The organism is Pseudomonas sp. BYT-1, from assembly GCF_023611805.1.
In the GTDB taxonomy this organism is placed as follows: domain Bacteria; phylum Pseudomonadota; class Gammaproteobacteria; order Pseudomonadales; family Pseudomonadaceae; genus Aquipseudomonas; species Aquipseudomonas guariconensis.
The window spans coordinates 2,941,261-2,956,839 of record NZ_CP072559.1; the positions used below are offsets into that span (position 1 = coordinate 2,941,261).

Annotated in this window: 19 protein-coding genes and 7 pseudogenes; 9 read left to right on the forward strand and 17 right to left on the reverse strand. The window is 55.9% G+C overall.

Features of this window, described 5'->3' with window-relative positions; genetic code table 11:
- The first annotated feature begins 17 nt into the window (after nt 1-17).
- The 4 genes from tnpA to J5X93_RS13640 are packed head-to-tail and all read left to right on the forward strand — an operon-like array spanning nt 18 to nt 2,568.
- Complete coding sequence (tnpA, locus tag J5X93_RS13625) at nt 18-308, forward strand: IS66 family insertion sequence element accessory protein TnpA (protein ID WP_004423344.1); 291 nt, start codon at nt 18-20, stop codon at nt 306-308.
- Nucleotides 305-649, forward strand: a complete 345-nt coding sequence (tnpB, locus tag J5X93_RS13630; RefSeq protein WP_004423345.1) for an IS66 family insertion sequence element accessory protein TnpB — start codon at nt 305-307, stop codon at nt 647-649. Before tnpA ends, tnpB begins: the two co-directional genes overlap by 4 nt.
- Nucleotides 650-677: 28 nt before the next feature.
- Nucleotides 678-2,309: an IS66 family transposase gene (gene tnpC / locus J5X93_RS13635; protein WP_004423346.1), complete on the forward strand. Its 1,632-nt coding sequence runs from the start codon at nt 678-680 to the stop codon at nt 2,307-2,309.
- Nucleotides 2,299-2,568 carry a hypothetical protein gene (locus J5X93_RS13640; RefSeq protein ID WP_003458515.1) on the forward strand — a complete coding sequence of 90 codons (270 nt, stop codon included), beginning with the start codon at nt 2,299-2,301 and terminating at the stop codon, nt 2,566-2,568. Before tnpC ends, J5X93_RS13640 begins: the two co-directional genes overlap by 11 nt.
- A gap of 185 nt (nt 2,569-2,753) precedes the next feature.
- Here the strand turns inward: J5X93_RS13640 and J5X93_RS13645 are convergent, their stop codons facing one another.
- A complete protein-coding gene (locus tag J5X93_RS13645; RefSeq protein WP_032489165.1) occupies nt 2,754-3,083 on the reverse strand; it encodes a four-helix bundle copper-binding protein in 330 nt (109 codons plus the stop codon).
- Nucleotides 3,084-3,275: 192 nt separating this feature from the next.
- On the opposite strand from J5X93_RS13645, the pseudogene J5X93_RS13650 reads away from it, so the two are divergent.
- Nucleotides 3,276-3,362: pseudogene (locus J5X93_RS13650) on the forward strand (AAA family ATPase); the annotation flags it as partial.
- Between the two features lie 306 nt (nt 3,363-3,668).
- Here J5X93_RS13650 and J5X93_RS13655 read toward each other — a convergent pair.
- The 3 genes and pseudogenes from J5X93_RS13655 to J5X93_RS13665 form a co-directional block, all read right to left on the reverse strand.
- Nucleotides 3,669-5,648: pseudogene (locus J5X93_RS13655) on the reverse strand (Tn3 family transposase); the annotation flags it as partial.
- A gap of 3 nt (nt 5,649-5,651) precedes the next feature.
- Nucleotides 5,652-6,062: a putative toxin-antitoxin system toxin component, PIN family gene (locus J5X93_RS13660; protein ID WP_004574518.1), complete on the reverse strand. Its 411-nt coding sequence runs from the start codon at nt 6,060-6,062 to the stop codon at nt 5,652-5,654.
- Complete coding sequence (locus J5X93_RS13665; protein ID WP_004574517.1) at nt 6,062-6,301, reverse strand: ribbon-helix-helix domain-containing protein; 240 nt, start codon at nt 6,299-6,301, stop codon at nt 6,062-6,064. The genes J5X93_RS13660 and J5X93_RS13665 overlap by 1 nt, the downstream gene beginning before the upstream one ends.
- Nucleotides 6,302-6,502: 201 nt before the next feature.
- Between J5X93_RS13665 and J5X93_RS13670 the strand changes: the two genes are divergently transcribed.
- Nucleotides 6,503-7,429: a recombinase family protein gene (locus tag J5X93_RS13670; RefSeq protein WP_004574516.1), complete on the forward strand. Its 927-nt coding sequence runs from the start codon at nt 6,503-6,505 to the stop codon at nt 7,427-7,429.
- 215 nt (nt 7,430-7,644) lie between these two features.
- Here the strand turns inward: J5X93_RS13670 and J5X93_RS13675 are convergent, their stop codons facing one another.
- Entirely contained in the window at nt 7,645-7,824 is a 180-nt protein-coding gene (locus J5X93_RS13675; RefSeq protein WP_128637350.1) for a hypothetical protein, read from the reverse strand.
- A gap of 77 nt (nt 7,825-7,901) precedes the next feature.
- On the opposite strand from J5X93_RS13675, the gene J5X93_RS13680 reads away from it, so the two are divergent.
- Nucleotides 7,902-8,105 carry a hypothetical protein gene (locus J5X93_RS13680; RefSeq protein ID WP_009399078.1) on the forward strand — a complete coding sequence of 68 codons (204 nt, stop codon included), beginning with the start codon at nt 7,902-7,904 and terminating at the stop codon, nt 8,103-8,105.
- Nucleotides 8,106-8,585: 480 nt separating this feature from the next.
- On the opposite strand, the gene J5X93_RS13685 is transcribed toward J5X93_RS13680, so the two are convergent.
- From J5X93_RS13685 to J5X93_RS13690, 3 genes and pseudogenes are all read right to left on the reverse strand, one after another.
- A complete protein-coding gene (locus tag J5X93_RS13685; RefSeq protein ID WP_158487719.1) occupies nt 8,586-8,723 on the reverse strand; it encodes a hypothetical protein in 138 nt (45 codons plus the stop codon).
- Nucleotides 8,722-8,836, reverse strand: a pseudogene (locus tag J5X93_RS28570) (IS110 family transposase); the annotation flags it as partial. The gene J5X93_RS13685 and the pseudogene J5X93_RS28570, both read right to left, overlap by 2 nt.
- A gap of 353 nt (nt 8,837-9,189) precedes the next feature.
- Nucleotides 9,190-9,342: pseudogene (locus J5X93_RS13690) on the reverse strand (IS110 family transposase); the annotation flags it as partial.
- Between the two features lie 38 nt (nt 9,343-9,380).
- Here J5X93_RS13690 and J5X93_RS13695 point away from each other — a divergent pair.
- Nucleotides 9,381-9,536, forward strand: a pseudogene (locus tag J5X93_RS13695) (IS110 family transposase); the annotation flags it as partial.
- A gap of 544 nt (nt 9,537-10,080) precedes the next feature.
- On the opposite strand, the gene J5X93_RS13700 reads toward J5X93_RS13695, so the two are convergent.
- The 9 genes and pseudogenes from J5X93_RS13700 to J5X93_RS13740 form a co-directional block, all read right to left on the reverse strand.
- The gene (locus J5X93_RS13700) at nt 10,081-10,305 is read right to left on the reverse strand and encodes a YgdI/YgdR family lipoprotein (RefSeq protein ID WP_009399080.1); all 225 of its coding nucleotides are present in this window, start codon (nt 10,303-10,305) and stop codon (nt 10,081-10,083) included.
- 738 nt (nt 10,306-11,043) lie between these two features.
- Nucleotides 11,044-11,556, reverse strand: a complete 513-nt coding sequence (locus tag J5X93_RS13705; RefSeq protein ID WP_080604754.1) for an acyloxyacyl hydrolase — start codon at nt 11,554-11,556, stop codon at nt 11,044-11,046.
- 139 nt (nt 11,557-11,695) lie between these two features.
- Nucleotides 11,696-11,970 (reverse strand): annotated as a pseudogene (locus J5X93_RS13710) (type II toxin-antitoxin system RelE/ParE family toxin).
- Nucleotides 11,970-12,243 (reverse strand): annotated as a pseudogene (locus J5X93_RS13715) (CopG family ribbon-helix-helix protein). Before J5X93_RS13715 ends, J5X93_RS13710 begins: the two co-directional pseudogenes overlap by 1 nt.
- Before the next feature lie 17 nt (nt 12,244-12,260).
- Nucleotides 12,261-12,632 (reverse strand): GIN domain-containing protein, encoded by a 372-nt coding sequence (locus J5X93_RS13720; protein ID WP_016355693.1) that lies wholly within the window; start codon nt 12,630-12,632, stop codon nt 12,261-12,263.
- Nucleotides 12,629-12,979 (reverse strand): OsmC family protein, encoded by a 351-nt coding sequence (locus J5X93_RS13725; protein ID WP_240160532.1) that lies wholly within the window; start codon nt 12,977-12,979, stop codon nt 12,629-12,631. The genes J5X93_RS13720 and J5X93_RS13725 overlap by 4 nt, the downstream gene beginning before the upstream one ends.
- Nucleotides 12,980-12,993: 14 nt before the next feature.
- Nucleotides 12,994-13,770 carry an SDR family NAD(P)-dependent oxidoreductase gene (locus J5X93_RS13730; RefSeq protein WP_009399088.1) on the reverse strand — a complete coding sequence of 259 codons (777 nt, stop codon included), beginning with the start codon at nt 13,768-13,770 and terminating at the stop codon, nt 12,994-12,996.
- A 57-nt stretch (nt 13,771-13,827) separates the two neighbouring features.
- A complete protein-coding gene (locus J5X93_RS13735; RefSeq protein ID WP_009399092.1) occupies nt 13,828-14,412 on the reverse strand; it encodes a TetR/AcrR family transcriptional regulator in 585 nt (194 codons plus the stop codon).
- Nucleotides 14,409-15,089 (reverse strand): cupin domain-containing protein, encoded by a 681-nt coding sequence (locus J5X93_RS13740; RefSeq protein ID WP_009399094.1) that lies wholly within the window; start codon nt 15,087-15,089, stop codon nt 14,409-14,411. Before J5X93_RS13740 ends, J5X93_RS13735 begins: the two co-directional genes overlap by 4 nt.
- Nucleotides 15,090-15,262: 173 nt before the next feature.
- Here J5X93_RS13740 and J5X93_RS13745 point away from each other — a divergent pair, with 173 nt between their 5' ends.
- Entirely contained in the window at nt 15,263-15,484 is a 222-nt protein-coding gene (locus J5X93_RS13745) for a MerR family DNA-binding protein (protein ID WP_284454598.1), read from the forward strand.
- The last annotated feature ends 95 nt before the right edge of the window (nt 15,485-15,579 follow it).

Sequence of the window (15,579 nt, forward strand, 5' to 3'; positions counted from 1 at the left end):
TTCCGGCTTACAACCCCATGAGAAAACACCGCACCGCAGAACAGTGGCAAGTCCTAATCGGTCAGCAGCGTGACAGCGGCCTGTCGGCCACGCAGTTCTGCAAGGAGCACAAACTCGGTTATGCCAGCTTCTGTAGTTGGCGCAAGCGCCTGTTGAGTCAGCCGGTCGGTGAGGCTGCGGATTCTGGTTATGCCAGCTTCCTGGATCTGTCATCGCTGATGGATGACTCGGCCTCTCCCGGAAGCGGCTGGAATATCGTGCTGAGCCTGGGTAATGGTGTTGAGCTAAGGCTGAGCCAGATCAGATGATCGGTCTGGATAGCCAGGCCCGGATCTGGCTGTGCACCGAGCCCACGGATATGCGCAAATCCTTCCGGGGGCTGAGCGCTCTGGTCCGCAATCAACTCAAGCAAGATCCGCTCAGCGGGCAGTATTTTGTCTTCGTTAACCGTCGCAAGACCCAAATGAAGATGTTGTATTTCACGCCCACGGGCTACTGCCTGTGGGCCAAGCGACTGGAGCAGGGGCAGTTCCGGGTACGGCCGTCTTCTTCGGGACAGCGCCCCTTAAACCTGACTGATCTCCAGTTGCTGATTGACGGTATCGAGGTGCAAAAGTACCGTCAGTTCAAGCGTTTTCGGGGCACGTAGCGGGTTGTGTTCCGGTATAATATCGGCCATGAATTCAATGGCTTCCGCGTCCTATTCCAACGCCCCTTCCTACTCGGTACTGGCCGAGGAGAATGCCCTGTTGCGTGAGCAGCTACAGGTCATGCAGCGGCAGTTGGACTGGTTCAAGAAGCAGCTGTTCGGCCCCAAGTCCGAGAAGCAGGTGTATGACCTCCCGGAGCAGGGCGGCCTGTTCCAATCGAATGATGCGGCTAGCCCGGAGAAGCCTCTCGATGCGGAGAAACGCCCGGTTCGGGCTTATCAGCGAGGCACCGGAAAGAAACAGCGGGACGACGACTGCCTGAACGATACGGGTCTGCGTTTTACAGCGGACGTGCCAGTGGAAGTTGTTGAACACCTGCCGCCGGAGCTAAGCGGCCCCGACGCCGACCAGTACGACATCCTTGGCACCAAAACGACCTATCGGCTGGCCCAGCGGACGTCCAGTTACGTGGTGTTGCAAGTGGAACGCCCCGTATTTCGGCGCAAGGGCAGCGACAAGCCCGTGACCACGCCGGCCCCGTCCAACGTACTGGACAACAGCCTGGCCGACGTCAGCTTGTTGGCGGGTCTGATGGTCGACAAGTTCCAGTTTCACCTACCGCTGTATCGCCAACACCAACGCATCCAGCAAGCGGGTATTACCCTCAGCCGCAGCACCCTCACCAATCTGATCAAGCGATCTATTGATCTGCTGCGGCCGATCGTGGATGCCCAGACCGACAATGTTCTGCGCAGCCGGGTGTTGGCGATGGATGAGACGCCGATTAAAGCTGGCCACCAGGGTCGGGCAGGCCCACAAAAAGGCAAGATGAAATCCGGCTGGTTCTGGCCGTTATACGGCGATGCCGATGAAGTGGTGTTCACTTACTCGAACAGTCGAGGCCGAGCCCATATCGAGCAGGTACTGAACGAACAGTTCAGCGGAACTCTGATCAGTGACGGCTATGCTGCTTATGCCCGCTATGCCGCCGCACAGCAGAACATCATCCACGCGCAGTGCTGGGTGCACAGTCGTCGTTACTTCATTGAGGCGCAGAAGGACCACCCGATAACTGCCACCGAAGCCCTTCAGCAGATTGCCAAGCTATACACCAACGAAGAAGAGATCCGCGTCCAGCAACTGACCGGCGAAAAGAAACGCCAGTACCGGCTGCTCCACTCAAAGCCGGTGGTCAGCGACTTCTTCCAATGGTGCCGGGATCAACTGGCACAGGGCGGTCTGCTGCCCAGTGATTTATTGACCAAAGCACTGAACTACGTGCTCAGCCGTGAAGCCAGCCTGACCGTCTTCCTGGAAGACCCAGACGTCCAGCCAGACACCAACCACCTGGAACGGGCCCTGCGCCCCATTCCCATGGGACGCAAGAACTGGCTGTTCTGCTGGACTGAACTCGGCGCGGAACACGTGGGCATCATCCAGAGCCTGATCACTACGTGCAAACTGCACGACATCAACCCGTACACCTATCTGGTGGACGTGCTGCAGCGCATCAGTCAGCACCCGGCCAGCAAGGTCGCTGACCTGACGCCTCGGCTCTGGAAGACCCGGTTCGCCGATAATCCGTTACGCTCGCTGATCGATCCGCGCCATTCTGATCGACAGACCGCACAGCCAAAGGGCACCCTCCATGCGCATTGAAGACATGAGCATCGATCAGCTATTGGAGCTGAACCGAATGATCTGCCGGCGCATTGATGAACTGCAAGATCAAGAAAACCTGCAGGCGCTGAGTCGGCTGCACGTGGGGCTGAAGGTGACCTTCGAAAGCCGAACTGGCTTGACTATGGGGATCGTCACCAAGATCAACCGCAAGAGCGTGATCGTCCTGGCCGAGAACGGCACGAAACAGTACAAGGTCTCACCGGAATTGCTAAGGCCCCTTCGGGACGTAAAGTAAGTCCAGTACGTCGTGGAATGAACGCTTACGGTTTGGGTGAGCTCGGCCAGCGGATATCTAGGCCTTTTCTGCTAGCAAGTCAGCTGGCTTAGCTTCAACTGCACATGCTGGGATATAAGGTCATTCCGGCGAAGCTGCTCTGGCAACGAGATGACGAGCTTTGCCAGAGCAGCAAGTCGCGAATGTTACGCAGCCATGCGCTCGCATTCTTCAGCGCACTTCATGCACGCTTTGGCACACTCTTGGCAGTGATCCACTTGATGTTTCGCGCATTCCTCTCCGCATGCACGGCAGATCTTGGCGCAAAGGGCACAAAATTCTTTAGCGTAATCACTTTCGCGACTCATCAGTATGGCGGCCAACCTACAAATGTCCGCGCAGTCGCGGTCAAGCTCGATGCAGCGTGCCATCATTTTTACGTCATCCTCACGCAGGCAAGCAGAGGCGCACGTTTCGCACACAAGGGCGCAGTTCGAACAAGCTTGGATACAGGAAGCGAACATTGAGTTTGTCATTGCGTTCTCCAGGGTTCGATAGTTGTATGTCGTCGGTGCCTACTGACCGATACGGCTCATCAGCCTGTTAGCAGACACTGAATTATGACACGCTCCTACCGAGCCCGTTTCGAAAAACTTCATTACAATGTTGTAAGGTAAATCCAACCGCACCGGGGCTCTGCGGGCGCAGTTGGTGGCGATGTGGCAGTCAGTAGCTTGGCGGCCCAGGCCAAGATCAAATCACGGGAGCGAAAGCGTAAGGGCAGCCAGGAACCGGAGGACGATGAGCCGTTCTGATTTCATGGCGACGACGGCCTGCTACATGGCTGCGTGTGGCAGGTCTTAAACAACTGAACTGGGCTAGCGAAGGAGTGGGGGCAACAGCAGCTGCGCTGGTAGACTTATCCACAGTTGCTGGTAACAAAATCAGCAATCCGCCCTGGGTCAAATTTCAATCGGCAGGGTGGGTCAATTTTCCATCAGCGCCAACATACACCCACGAAGAAGTCATGCGGGCGATGCAGGAACTCATCGACCAAGCGCGAGACAAGCCATGTTGATCGGCTGACGGAAATTTCTGGGTTTCCGGCTTACAACCCCTGACAGCGTGTCGTCACGGATATAGTTCTGGCTGACCCAGGACAGCCGGTCGCGGCGTAGCGCCTGATTGTCGGTGCGGATCAGCGGCTCCAGGCCGGTGTTGCAGGCCCCACCCAGCAGCACCGCGCAGAGGCTGGTGACCAGGTTGTCGGCCCGCGCATTGCGCTCGGACACATGGGTGAAGGCCTCGGCGAAGCCGGTGCGAGCGGCGATTTCCAAGAGGATTTCCGGCAGATCGACACGCGGCATCAGATCAGCCACGGCTGCTCGCAGTTGCAGCAGCGAGTTCGGCTCCTCCAGCTTGTCCAGTGTGCCGAGCGAGAGCTCGGTCTTGCCCTCGGCGTTCTCGCTCAGCTGGATCGCGGGGTTGTCGGGTAGGCGGGCCGCGACCGCCTGCCAGGTCGCATCCAACTCGGCGCTCAGCGCATCCAAGGTGGTGCCGGCGTCAATGGTCAGGCCCAGCGAGCGGCAGATGATCGGCCGCGCCGCCAGCCATTCGGCACCGTCGAGCAGGCCGAGACGCGGGTCGGCATAGCGCCAACTGGGCGAGACGAACACGTCGCGCCGGCGCAGGGCCGTGCGCAGCGCATCGAGCGTGCAGAACACATAGGCGCCCATGTCGAGGGAGCCATCCTCGCGGGTAATGTGCTTCTGCCAAGCCTTGGCCACGATCTCCTGCGGCGCGTCATCCTCCGGTTTCCGGCGGGGCAGGTTCAGCTGCAACCAATCCAGGCCGGCGACCACGCCTTTGCCGGCCGGGCTGAAGCCGAAGCGGATGTGCTTGAGCAGGTCGGGCAGGAAACGGCGCACACTGCGGTAGCGCGCCTCCAGGGCGAGAAAATACACATCGTCAACCGGGCGGATCAGCGCATTGACATCTTCCAGGGCTTTCTCCAGCGAGGCCCTCGGCAGGTCGTTGAACAGCCGGGCGCGCACGTTGTCATCGCTGATTGAGCTGTCCAGCACGACCTTGCACGCGGCGGCGAGCGTCGCCGCCGAGCGATCCAGGTCTTTCAGGCTGCGCATGCGGGCTTTCTTGTCGGCCTTCTCCGCGTTGCTGAACAGGTCGCGTAACAGCGCTTCCAGGACCTCCAGGGCGTCGTCGTGCGCGGTGGCCTCCAGGCACAGGGCGAACGCCACCAGTGTCGCCATCCGCCGCGACGCCGGCAGCCGGTTGATCGCCGTGACCTTGGCGGTGTTGGCGAAGCGAGCCAGGGCCGCGATACGGCTGGGCGGGATGTGCGCCGCCGCTGGCAAGGCGATGCCGATGCCGCGCACGTCATCAAGCCGGCGCAGCGCCCGAATCAGTGCGGGGCCACTGACCATCACCGGGCCGGAGCGCAGTTGATCCAGCCGGGAACTGCGGTTGCCTTCGGCGACCAGCAGCAAGTCCTGTAGCTGCTGCCGTTGCGCCTCGCTCACACTGCGGCCAAGGGTTAGCCAGAGGCGTTCTTCGACCCGGCTGCGCAGTTGGGCGATGAACCGTTCCAGAACGGTGACGCCGGGCAGTAAAACCTTGTGCGTCAGCAACCAGGTCGTCGCCCGATTGAACAACTCGCCAGGACGATCTGTCCCTGTCCAACAGAGCGCATACAGCCAGCGGGCAAGTCGAAAGCCGACGCTGGAATCAGCAAACACCCGATAGCCGTAACGCTCCTGAATCTCGGCGGCATGACGTTGACGTTGGCGGGTTTCGGCATAGGCCAGGATACAAGTTGGATCGGTAATGCCTAACTGGCGACTGAGCGCTTGCAGCACCTCTTGGGGGACGGCTGAAAAGTCGTCGGGAAAAGTGCCCAGGTAGCGGATGCTGGTCAGTTGGGTGGCGTAGCCAAGGCGGTTGTGCTCGCCGCGCAGCGGTAGGAGGATTTTGTGGTCGTCGTCGCTCAGGTGGAAGTAGCGTTCCAGCTCCTCACGACTGGGGGCATCGACATAGCGGCCAAAACCGTCGCGTTGCTCCTGGGTCAGAAAACCGACCGGCATCGATCACAGCACCTCGGCGCAGAACACGGCGGGCGTGACAATCCGCGTGCGTTCGATGTGCCCGCGTTGCAGCAGGCCGGCGCGGCGATCACCGGTCACCAGGTAGTCCGCATCGCCTGCCAGGGCCATGGCCAGCAGAAACGAGTCATCCGGATCATCGGCTTCGACCTCGATGGTCAGACGCTCCAGTACCACAGCCCGTTGCAGGTTATTGATCATGGCTCCCACTTTGGCGGGCTGAAGGATGGCCTGGAGCTTGGGGTAGCGGCTGGCTCGGCGGATTTCATCGAGCTGCATCCGCGAGGTCACTACCTCGAAACGCGCCGCCCGCCAGGCACGGTAGATCGCATCGGGCGCGCCATGCGGCGAGATCAGTGCGCTGAACAGGATGTTGGTATCCAACACGACCCGCATCAGCGCTTACGTGCCCAGTCGAGCGCTTCGTCAACCGCTTCGGTCAGCTCTGCCTCGCTCAGATGGGCATTAGCGGCCTTGGCCTGTTCGGCCGTCAGTTCCAGGATGTGGGCCCGCACCGCCTCTTCAATGAAGCGCGACAGGTCGCCTTTCCGGCCACCGCCCTGGCTGGCCAGAAACATCCGAAGCGACTGGTCGGTGTCGGCCGAGACGGCGACATTCCAGCGAATCGTATTCATGGCGTTCCCCGCTAGTAGGTGTTTGTGTGTTTATACGCCAATCACAAAGGGCTATGCAATGGTTCAAAAAAACCTTCGTTTTGCCGAACTTTAAGTGGACAGGAATCGGCTGGTTAACCTACCTGCGCTACGGTTCAAATAACTGGTACGCTTAATCAAAGTTCAACTATTACTAACGTAGTCGAGTAAACGGTACTTTTGATGAAGATCGGTTATGCGCGGGTGAGCACTCGGGATCAGAACGCCGACCTCCAGGTCGATGCCCTGAAACAGGCCGGGTGCGAACGCATCTATCAAGACATCGCCAGCGGCGCGAAAAGCGCCCGGCCGGAGTTGGACAAGTTGCTAGCCCATGTTCGAGCGGGCGACACCGTGGTGATCTGGAAGCTGGATCGCCTCGGGCGCTCCCTCAAACACCTGGTCGAGCTGGTCGGCGAGCTGGCAGAGCGCAAGGTCGGCTTGCAGAGCCTGAATGACCCAATCGACACCACCCACGCCCAAGGTCGCTTGGTGTTCAACCTGTTTGCCTCGCTGGCCGAGTTCGAGCGCGAGCTGATCCGCGAGCGGACTCAGGCGGGTTTGTCGGCCGCGCGGGCGCGGGGCCGGATCGGTGGCCGTCCCAAGGGCCTCCCAGCCAAGGCCGAGGCCACCTCCATGGCGGCCGAGACGCTGTACCGCGAGGGCCGCCTGAGCGTCAGCGCCATCGGCGAGAAGTTACACATCTCCAAGAGCACGCTGTACAGCTACCTGCGCCATCGTGGTGTTGAGATCGGCGCACACCAGAAGAGCGCCCAGCCGCGAGGTCAGCAACGCAATGTCGCGTCGCCGGCAGAGCCCGCCGCCGAGCAGGTGGCCACCGTCACGCTGCGCCTGGCGGTGGTGAACAACAGCAAGTTCGTTCGCGGCCGGAAACGGGCCAAGGAAAATATCGAGCGCTACTGCTTGGAGCCCTACAGTATGAAACGGCTGGAGTCGGGCAACTACGAACTGGCCATTCCGTATCGGAGCGACGATGAGCTGGACAAGACCGTGCATGACTTGCTGACCGAGATCAGCCAGGAAGCCGACATGCGCAACTGCTTTATCGAAGCCGATGCCTGGGAAGAAGGCTCTGAACGGCGCTGGTAGGGCTTAAGTGCACTTTCTGTTCCATTGCTCCCCAAACCCCAGTTTCTGGCGGCGGTGAATCAGCCTGCTGCCGCACGCTGCTCATCGTGTTGGGCGGTTTTCTTCGCGTGGATGCTGATACAGCAATCAAAGCGGGTCACTGTCACAGCCAAGACAATCACTCATGCGTCTTGGTATCGGATGGCCAGTCCTGGCAGCTACGCCGTCCAGTGTAGTCAACCACGCACAACATCGGGTTGTTGTTTCTCGTATTCGCCAACGTAATCAAAAGAACGGCGCGATAGCCATTCCAATCTTTCATAATTGAAGTGATCTATAGGATATTCAGGTAATAGCAGACGTTTATGTTGGCAATAAGCAGATTGAATTTGTGGAAGTCTCTGGCACAGTGCCATGCACATTCTCCTTGACAAGCCTTACGAATAAAGTATCAAATTGCCATTATTTCCATAAAAAATATGTGGTTAAACAAATGGAATTCAAACCACCTAAACACACCTTCCAAATTTGGCGGAAAGATTATCTTAAGGGAGCAACTCTTAACGAATGTCAATATGAGCGGGCGCTGCTCGCGGCGGACAGGCTCAACGCAGAGGGGCTGATAACAAACCAGACGTGGATGGAAATGGTCCGGTTAGCTAATGCTGCTCTGATCAACGGCGATAAATCCAAATGATCCGATAAGCGGTTGTGTGAAAATGTGCGTTATGTAAAGGGGGTGCTAGGTTGAATCAGAGCCAATCAAAAGGGTTTGACCGCTATGAAAATTGAATTTATCTATACCCCCTCGAATCCTTATCTTGTAGTTAAAGATGGAGTAGACATAGGTGCAATGATTGACAATGTATTATATCGGTTCGATTAACATCAAAAAATACATACGGAAAAATATTTCCTCATTGATAAATCTTTTTTTAAATTTTACAAAGAAATTGGGCGTTTAGTTGGGAGAGAAGTGGTTATACAGAACAGCGGTGAAATTCTTATATTGACGCTTAACTGATTTTTTGTTCGAGCAAGCTAGTGTGCGTTGATGGATAATCTGCCAAGTTACTCCCCCTACGGGGTCGCCGATTTTGCATGTTCGTTCAGAACGAACTTACCATCTACATAGCTAATCCAGAACGGGCAGCGTTTAGTGATAACACCGCCTTTCTCACCCTTTAAAAGGTTTTGAACCGCCCCGGGTTTCGCGGAGGCAGCGACGACCTAGATCATTGTCAGCCAGTTCTTTATCCAATTGCTTGATTTGCTCGTCCAGGTAGACGAAATGATCGTGCAGGCGCTGCAGCACGTCGCAGGTTCTTGTCGCCCCGCTTGCTGATACCCAACAAGTTGGCTTAGCCACCTGCTGTACTGCCTAGACACCAGGCCTAGTGACGCCGCGAAGTCCCGACTACAGCAATAACAGGTGCGACTTCACGTCGCGCGCGTACGGTTGCGGCGTCCCCGCTCCTGGCCCAAAAGCTCACCACTCTTATCGTTGCTGTTAGTCATAAACATTCTATGGTCACCACCCATTTTTCCAGTGCTGACTAAGGGGCGGTGTGGTGGCTTGCTTAAATCTATCCGGCGTCTGTTGGGGCAAGCCCCGCGCCGCGGTGAGAGTCGCGCCTGGCGTTCTTTGAAAAAACCGTGCGGCTTCAAAAGCCAGATGTTTATCCAGGATCTTCCCCAGGCCGGTTGGCCGCGCACATCATCTGTTGTTCCGCTATCGCAAAACCTGAAAGGTGAATCGTGGTACAGCAACAACCGCGGCGTCAGGCGTTCAGCGCGTCTGGCCCTTCTTCGCATTGGGAGTGGTGCGCTGAAATTGCCCAGGCTATGCGGGCCAGCTTGTTGGCCAGCGCGCAGGCAACCACGTTGGATTGCCGCCATGTCAGCAGCGATCTTACCCAGTCTGCCAACGCGCCCTTCTAGAACTCCAGATGCCGCATATAATTGCACTAACAGACAATTGCATCGGCTGCGCGAATCGCTGATCCGAGACCGCACCAAGACGGTCAATCAAATGCATGATTTCTTGCTCGTGTTTGGTATCAGTCTGCCGCAAGGCCTGGCCGTGATGAAACGCTTGTCCGCTGTTCTGGCGGAGCACGAGTTGCCTTCGGCTGACGGTGTGTGCGTGCGCACCGGGCACCGCTGTGATCACCCAGTTCCTGGGCGGAGGACTTCCCGACGTGCACAGGGTCTCCGACCGCGCGGGATCAGAGCATGACTGGCGTATATCGCCATGCCCCGTATTGCCTTCTGCTTCGGATAACAGCATCGGCATCCCGGATTCCTGATTACGCGGCTCAACGGCTGGCCCAGCGGTTTCCCCTGGCAACGCTTCACCCTGCACCTCACGGTGCAACATGCATGACTCGGGGTCTGGTTGATTCGCCATTTCTTACCAGCATCGAACTTTCATCGACTATTTTCCGCCAGCTTTAACTGGCGCTCTATCCGTTCGGGGCAGCACATGTTTCTGACTCCATCGAGTGATGCTGATGGCACCCGATCAAATGCATTTCCAGCAGGGGATATCCACATAGCTCATATGCATAACTCCCGGTCTCAAATGAAGGCATGAGGCGAGACTTTTGCTTTGAAGCGACTATAATCACATAGCGTTACTGCCATAAGCACAACATCATAGTCCGGATAGATTAATCCTCTTCTTTTATCGTAGCAACCTCATCAGATCTCACTTTCACATGTTTACCTGACACATCATCGAACTCATAGAAACCGTCTTTTGTTTTGGTCTTTGGTATATCTTTGGTGATATATTGTGTGCCGTCCTGAAGGGTAACCACTGTGGTGGTAGAACACCCGGCCAGTAATACACAATAAAAAAACACAGCAACTATATTAAGATTTTTAATTTTCATAGCGTCCTTCTGATTTTGTAATGGAGGCTGATTCCGGCTTTCTCTTACCCTTTGATTCCTGTGCTTTGCTCTAGTTCCCCATGCCTACAACGATGGGTTCATATGTCTTTAAATCTGCTTCGGTACTCCTACCTTTACTGCTCCTTGCTAGCCCTGATTGACCCTTCACGAAGCATTGCGAACGGCAATGCTCCATGTGGTTCTGTTACAGCGCCTCAGCAGGTAGCGCTCTATAAGACGGTCATCCGGCCAGTTTGCTCGGTCGAGAACGCACCGGAGGCAGCGGAGGTAACGTCAGCCAGAATGGTCACGTCAGGGGAATCCTCAGGCCAAACGCTGGCCTCAGCACTTTAGCCAAAAGCATCTGTAGTACAGAGTTTCTCTCTTTGGCTTCCCTCTTCTCGCATATATCTAAAAGCTATATATGCTATACTAAAAATAACAAATCGCCATTAAAATAACGCGAACGTGTATTTTGCCTGGCTGTCTACTCTTCTGAACTTTCGAAAGAAAGGATCTACAGTGAATGCAGAGGACTACAGTATGAAACGCAGAATAATTGAGAATGATGCCAGCTATGATGAAATCGACCTATCTAGGCCTTTAGAAATAACAGGCCTTAGTGGCCTGATCCTTTTGTTAATCGCCGCTAGTCTAGGAATAGCATGCTTTTAATAGAAAAAATAATTTCGAAGCGCAACGACTTCCAATAGTACAGTCAGTTGCGCTCCGTTTTATTCAAAGCGAATGACTATAAAAGAGTGAGTAAGATTCGATTCCATCATTTGGCTGTTTTATACTGGCATTTGAATAGTGAATAGCGCGAATACCGATTTTTTGTGTATTACCTATTTTTAACCCAGCCCCTATGCGGTCTTCGAAATTAAAAGCTGAACCAAAATTCTGATCCCCAGCATTAGTTCCGCTAAATATAGAAGCGCCAATTCCTGCTTCAATAAAAGGTTTAATATTTCCTTCGCCAAACTCATACACAAAAACCGGCGCGAAGGATACGCTATGACGGCCGCCAGCTTGGTCCCCTGCTTGCCAGTAGGTATATCCTAAATCCCAATAGCCAGTTACTTTCCCGATAGAAGTTTGAAACCAAGATTTTTCCCAGTCGAACCCAAGGGCAAGACGAGCAGTTCCGCCGCCCTGACTTGTGGCGCCGACTGCACTGGTCAGCTCTGCCGCATCAACGCTAAGACAGGAAATTGACAAAGCAGCACCTAAAATAGCTAATTTTTTCATGGTATAACCCTAATAAACCAAATTTTGACAGTGTATTCACGAGCAGCTACTTCGAACACCGAGCCTAGCTTACATGAGGATCCTTGGGAATAAGCATGAATTTCTGGCTAAGCAGCTTGCAACCCTACAGTTGCGATCATCAGCGGTCCTCGCGGGTTTGCCATAAACGCAGCAGGTAAATAGTAGAGTCTGCAATCTCATAGCGCATTTCATAGTGGCCGATCTGAATTCGGCGCACATCCCGTGGTCGAACTCTTCCAGGCGTTCGCCAATGCGCGGATTGGCCTGCAGCGTGGTCGGAGCAGCCGTGAGTTGCTGTACCGTGCGTGCGGCAGCAGGCTGATTCACCGCCGCCAGAAACTCGTACAGCCTGGCAATGGCGGAAAGCGCCTTGTTTGTCCACTTCAGCTCCATCAGCGCGGTACAGGCAACGGCGTGTCGGTGCTAAGGCTATCAGCCCAGGCTTGGACAGCCTGGTGATCAATCACGCGGCCAGCATCCACATTGGCCCAAAGCCTGACGGGTCAGATGACTATGCTCTTCTTCCTGGTCGATCCAGGCGGACAGGGCCTGCTTGACGATCCAGTTCTTGGAGCGCTACAGGCGCTCAGCCATCAAATCGACCTTTTCGGCCAGTTGCACAGGGACGTGAGCCGTGACAGATCGGGTTTTTGCGGTAGTTGCCATGATCGGGTTACTCCTGATCAATGGTCGGTACAAAGTGGATGCTCTGCCGGCGTTCTGTAACAGTCACTTCCGGCTGGAGCGTTACTTCTTCTTGAACTTGATGTCGCCTGAGCCGGCAACCGATGATCGCGGATCGGTGGGTTACCGCGGATCACGATGTCGCCAGAACCCATCACTCTGGCCTTCACGGAGTCGCTGACATAAGCGTCGATATCGCCGGAGCCAACCATCGACAGCTTGGCGGACTTAGCCACCAGCTCACTGGCATCGACATCGCCCGAACCGGCCATCTCGGCGACCAGAAGATCCACTTGGCCAAAGGCCGTGATGTCACCCGATCCTTGGACACGGAGATCGAGCACAGCCTGCTGAAGGGCATACAAAGTCACATCGCCCCTGCCCTTGATGCGGATGCTTGGCGCTTCAGGCAGTGCGACTCCACAGTCATGCATGCGTTCAACGCAGCCATGATCAACTCTTGTGGATTAGCGGCCGTGTCGGTACCGAGCAATTCTGCCGGTTCGTCCGCGTCGATGACAAAGCCGCGCGCCAAGGCTGTGTCACCCAGGACGAGCGGCATGGTTCGCGCACGCGTCCGGGTGCCCCCCTTCCAGGTTGTCACGACGCCAAACGTCGCGATGCCTGCGGCGGGCTTTGCTGCGACCTGATCTGCAAACTCCCGCAATGTACCGACGTTGATCCCGTTGTCGGGCGTTCCTTTAATGTTTGTGTTCATTTCTCGTTCCCCCATTATGCGTTACGCCCGGCCATCACACCGCCGTCAACGTCCCAGATTGCGCCCGTCACCCATGCTGCCTTGTCCGACAACAGAAAGATGATGACCTCGGCTACGTCTTGTGGCGTCCCAACCCTGCCGATTGGGTGGAAGCTGTTGAATCCCTGTAAGGCGCCATGAACCTCGGCCTTGGGTATGAAACCCTCGTAAATCGGCGTTTCGACAACCGCCGGAGAAACGGCATTGACCCTGATTTGTTTGGATGCCAACTCCATCGCAAGGTGCTGGGTCAGCGAATGCAAACCTGCTTTTGCCATCGAATACGCGGACGACGGCGTAGCCGCGATCGCCTGTTTGCCCCACATCGAGCCGATGTTCACGATGGCGCCGGGACGCTCGCTGGCCACGAGGTTGGCCACGACCTTTTGTGTGATTAAGAAGAACGCTTTATTCAACGACAAATATTGCTCGTAATCACTTTCCGTGTGCTCAAGAAACGCCTTCGGGAAGAACACCCCAGCAGCGTTGACCAGAAGATTGATGTCCTTGTGGTTCTCATCGATGGTATGCAGGAGTCGCTTCACATCTTCGACCCGCGAGAGATCGGCAGTCAGGGCTGTCACGGCGCCCAACGACGACAGCTCCTTGCGGGCCTCTTCGGCTTTGTCTTCGCGGTGACCGACGATGACGACGCTTCCGCCTTGCTCGAGAACCATGCGGGCAGTTTGCAATCCCATCCCACTAGTGCCGCCGATGACCAACAGCTTCTTGCCATTAAATTCAGTGTTCATAATAACCTCTTAAACTACCAACTAAATGGTAGGATCATGTAGCAAAAAGTGCCGACCTTAGGTCAACACGGTAGAAAGAAAAGTGTTTCCAACATCGGCCGGTCCGCGTGGCGATCGCATGCCACGGCCCACCACCATCGAGCCCTCCAACGCGCACAAGAACGCCTCTGCGAGAGCCTCTGCGGCGGAATTTGAGGTGATCAGCGCGGCACGCTGACCGTCGGCAACGACAAGAGTCAACCAGTCGAGATTGACTTTAAAGAATCGCTTGACCTCGCTCACAACGGCGTCCGGCAGCGAGTCCGACTCGGCACCCAACATGCCGCAGACACAAAGGCGCCGGTCCTTGGCGAAGGTGCGTTCGAAAAGTGCCGCATACGCAGTTAGCCTATCAGGCGCTTTCGCATGCTGCCCTTCGATGCTCAGCAACTCCTCACGAAACCGGTGCGTGTAGCGCTGTGCGACCACGGCCACGAGTTCTCCCTTCTTGGGGAAGTGGTGGTGGATGCTTGGTTTTTTGATGCCTACCAACTGGGCCACGTCGTCGTATGAGAAGCCGTTGTAGCCATGCCGCTGTACCAAGCCTTCAGCGGCATCGACCACGCGCTCGGCGGTCGGCGAGATTTCGGAGAAATGCTTCATGCAAGTGCCTCATTTGATTCAGCGACTGGCAGATGGCCTGTCTTGACCAGGATAGTGCAGCCTTCATTGCTGAAGGGGCGGTGAGCACTCAAATGCGGACTGCGCATCCATGTGCCGGCAGGGTAGCTTCCGAACTCATCCTCAAAGACGCCTTCCAACACATAGATTTCTTCACCGCCGTAGTGACGATGCGAATTGAATCGTGTCCCCGGAGCCCAGCGCACCAAAGCCGTATGTTGGGTGTCGAACTCAGAAAGTGGCATCACCGACAGACCCGGCACGAGGCCTGGAAACCAGGGTCCGTTACGAGTGTCGACCACGGTGCGTTGGCTGTCGGCTAGATCAAGATGGCGCAGCTTGACGAACAACGTGCAACCCGTCGCGGAGCTTGGTGCATGCGAAGAACCTGGTGGATTCTTGATATAAGTCCCAGGCCCGAAGGTTCCGGACTCATCGGTGAACATACCATCAAGAACGAGGATTTCTTCGCCCAGGTGATGAACATGGCGCTTGAACCTCGATCCTGGCGCATATCGCACGAACGAGGTGGCCCTCGCCACTTCGTCGCCATCACGCTCCAGTAACTGGCGTTGAATCCCAGTCGCTGGCGAATCGACCCACTGTAAGCTTGAAGGCTCGACGACGACACGCTGCGAAAGATCTGAATTAAGTTTCATGGCTTTATTTTCATATACCGACTAATTGGTAGGTAGAATGGAAGTCGACGGTTCGCTTGTCAAGCAGCTTTCGCCATTTTCTTTCACACATTGAAAAACAGTGAATTGGTTACGAGAACTCGCGAAGCTTAGCGTACGATTTTTTCCGAATTCTGAGGCGCCCCCTGGAAGAAATTGGTGTTTTGCAGAGCTATCAGGAACAGCCGCAGCAACCCTGCGTTGCGATCAATGAGCTCCTTGATAGACATATCGCCCAGGTAAGGGCTCAGATTGCATCCTTACATGCTCTCGAAAACCAGTTGGTGACGTTGCGGGGCTGCTGCGATAACGAACGACAAAGCCTGGACTGCGGAATACTTTCGGGCCTGCTGGAGGGTGACAAACCACTTTCGTAGTTCACGGCTTAAAGTCATTTTTCGCGTCGCCTCAATCCATAGCGCTTGACCCTATAGCGGCTATAGGGTGTTCACTTGGCCCATCTGCTGCGTAA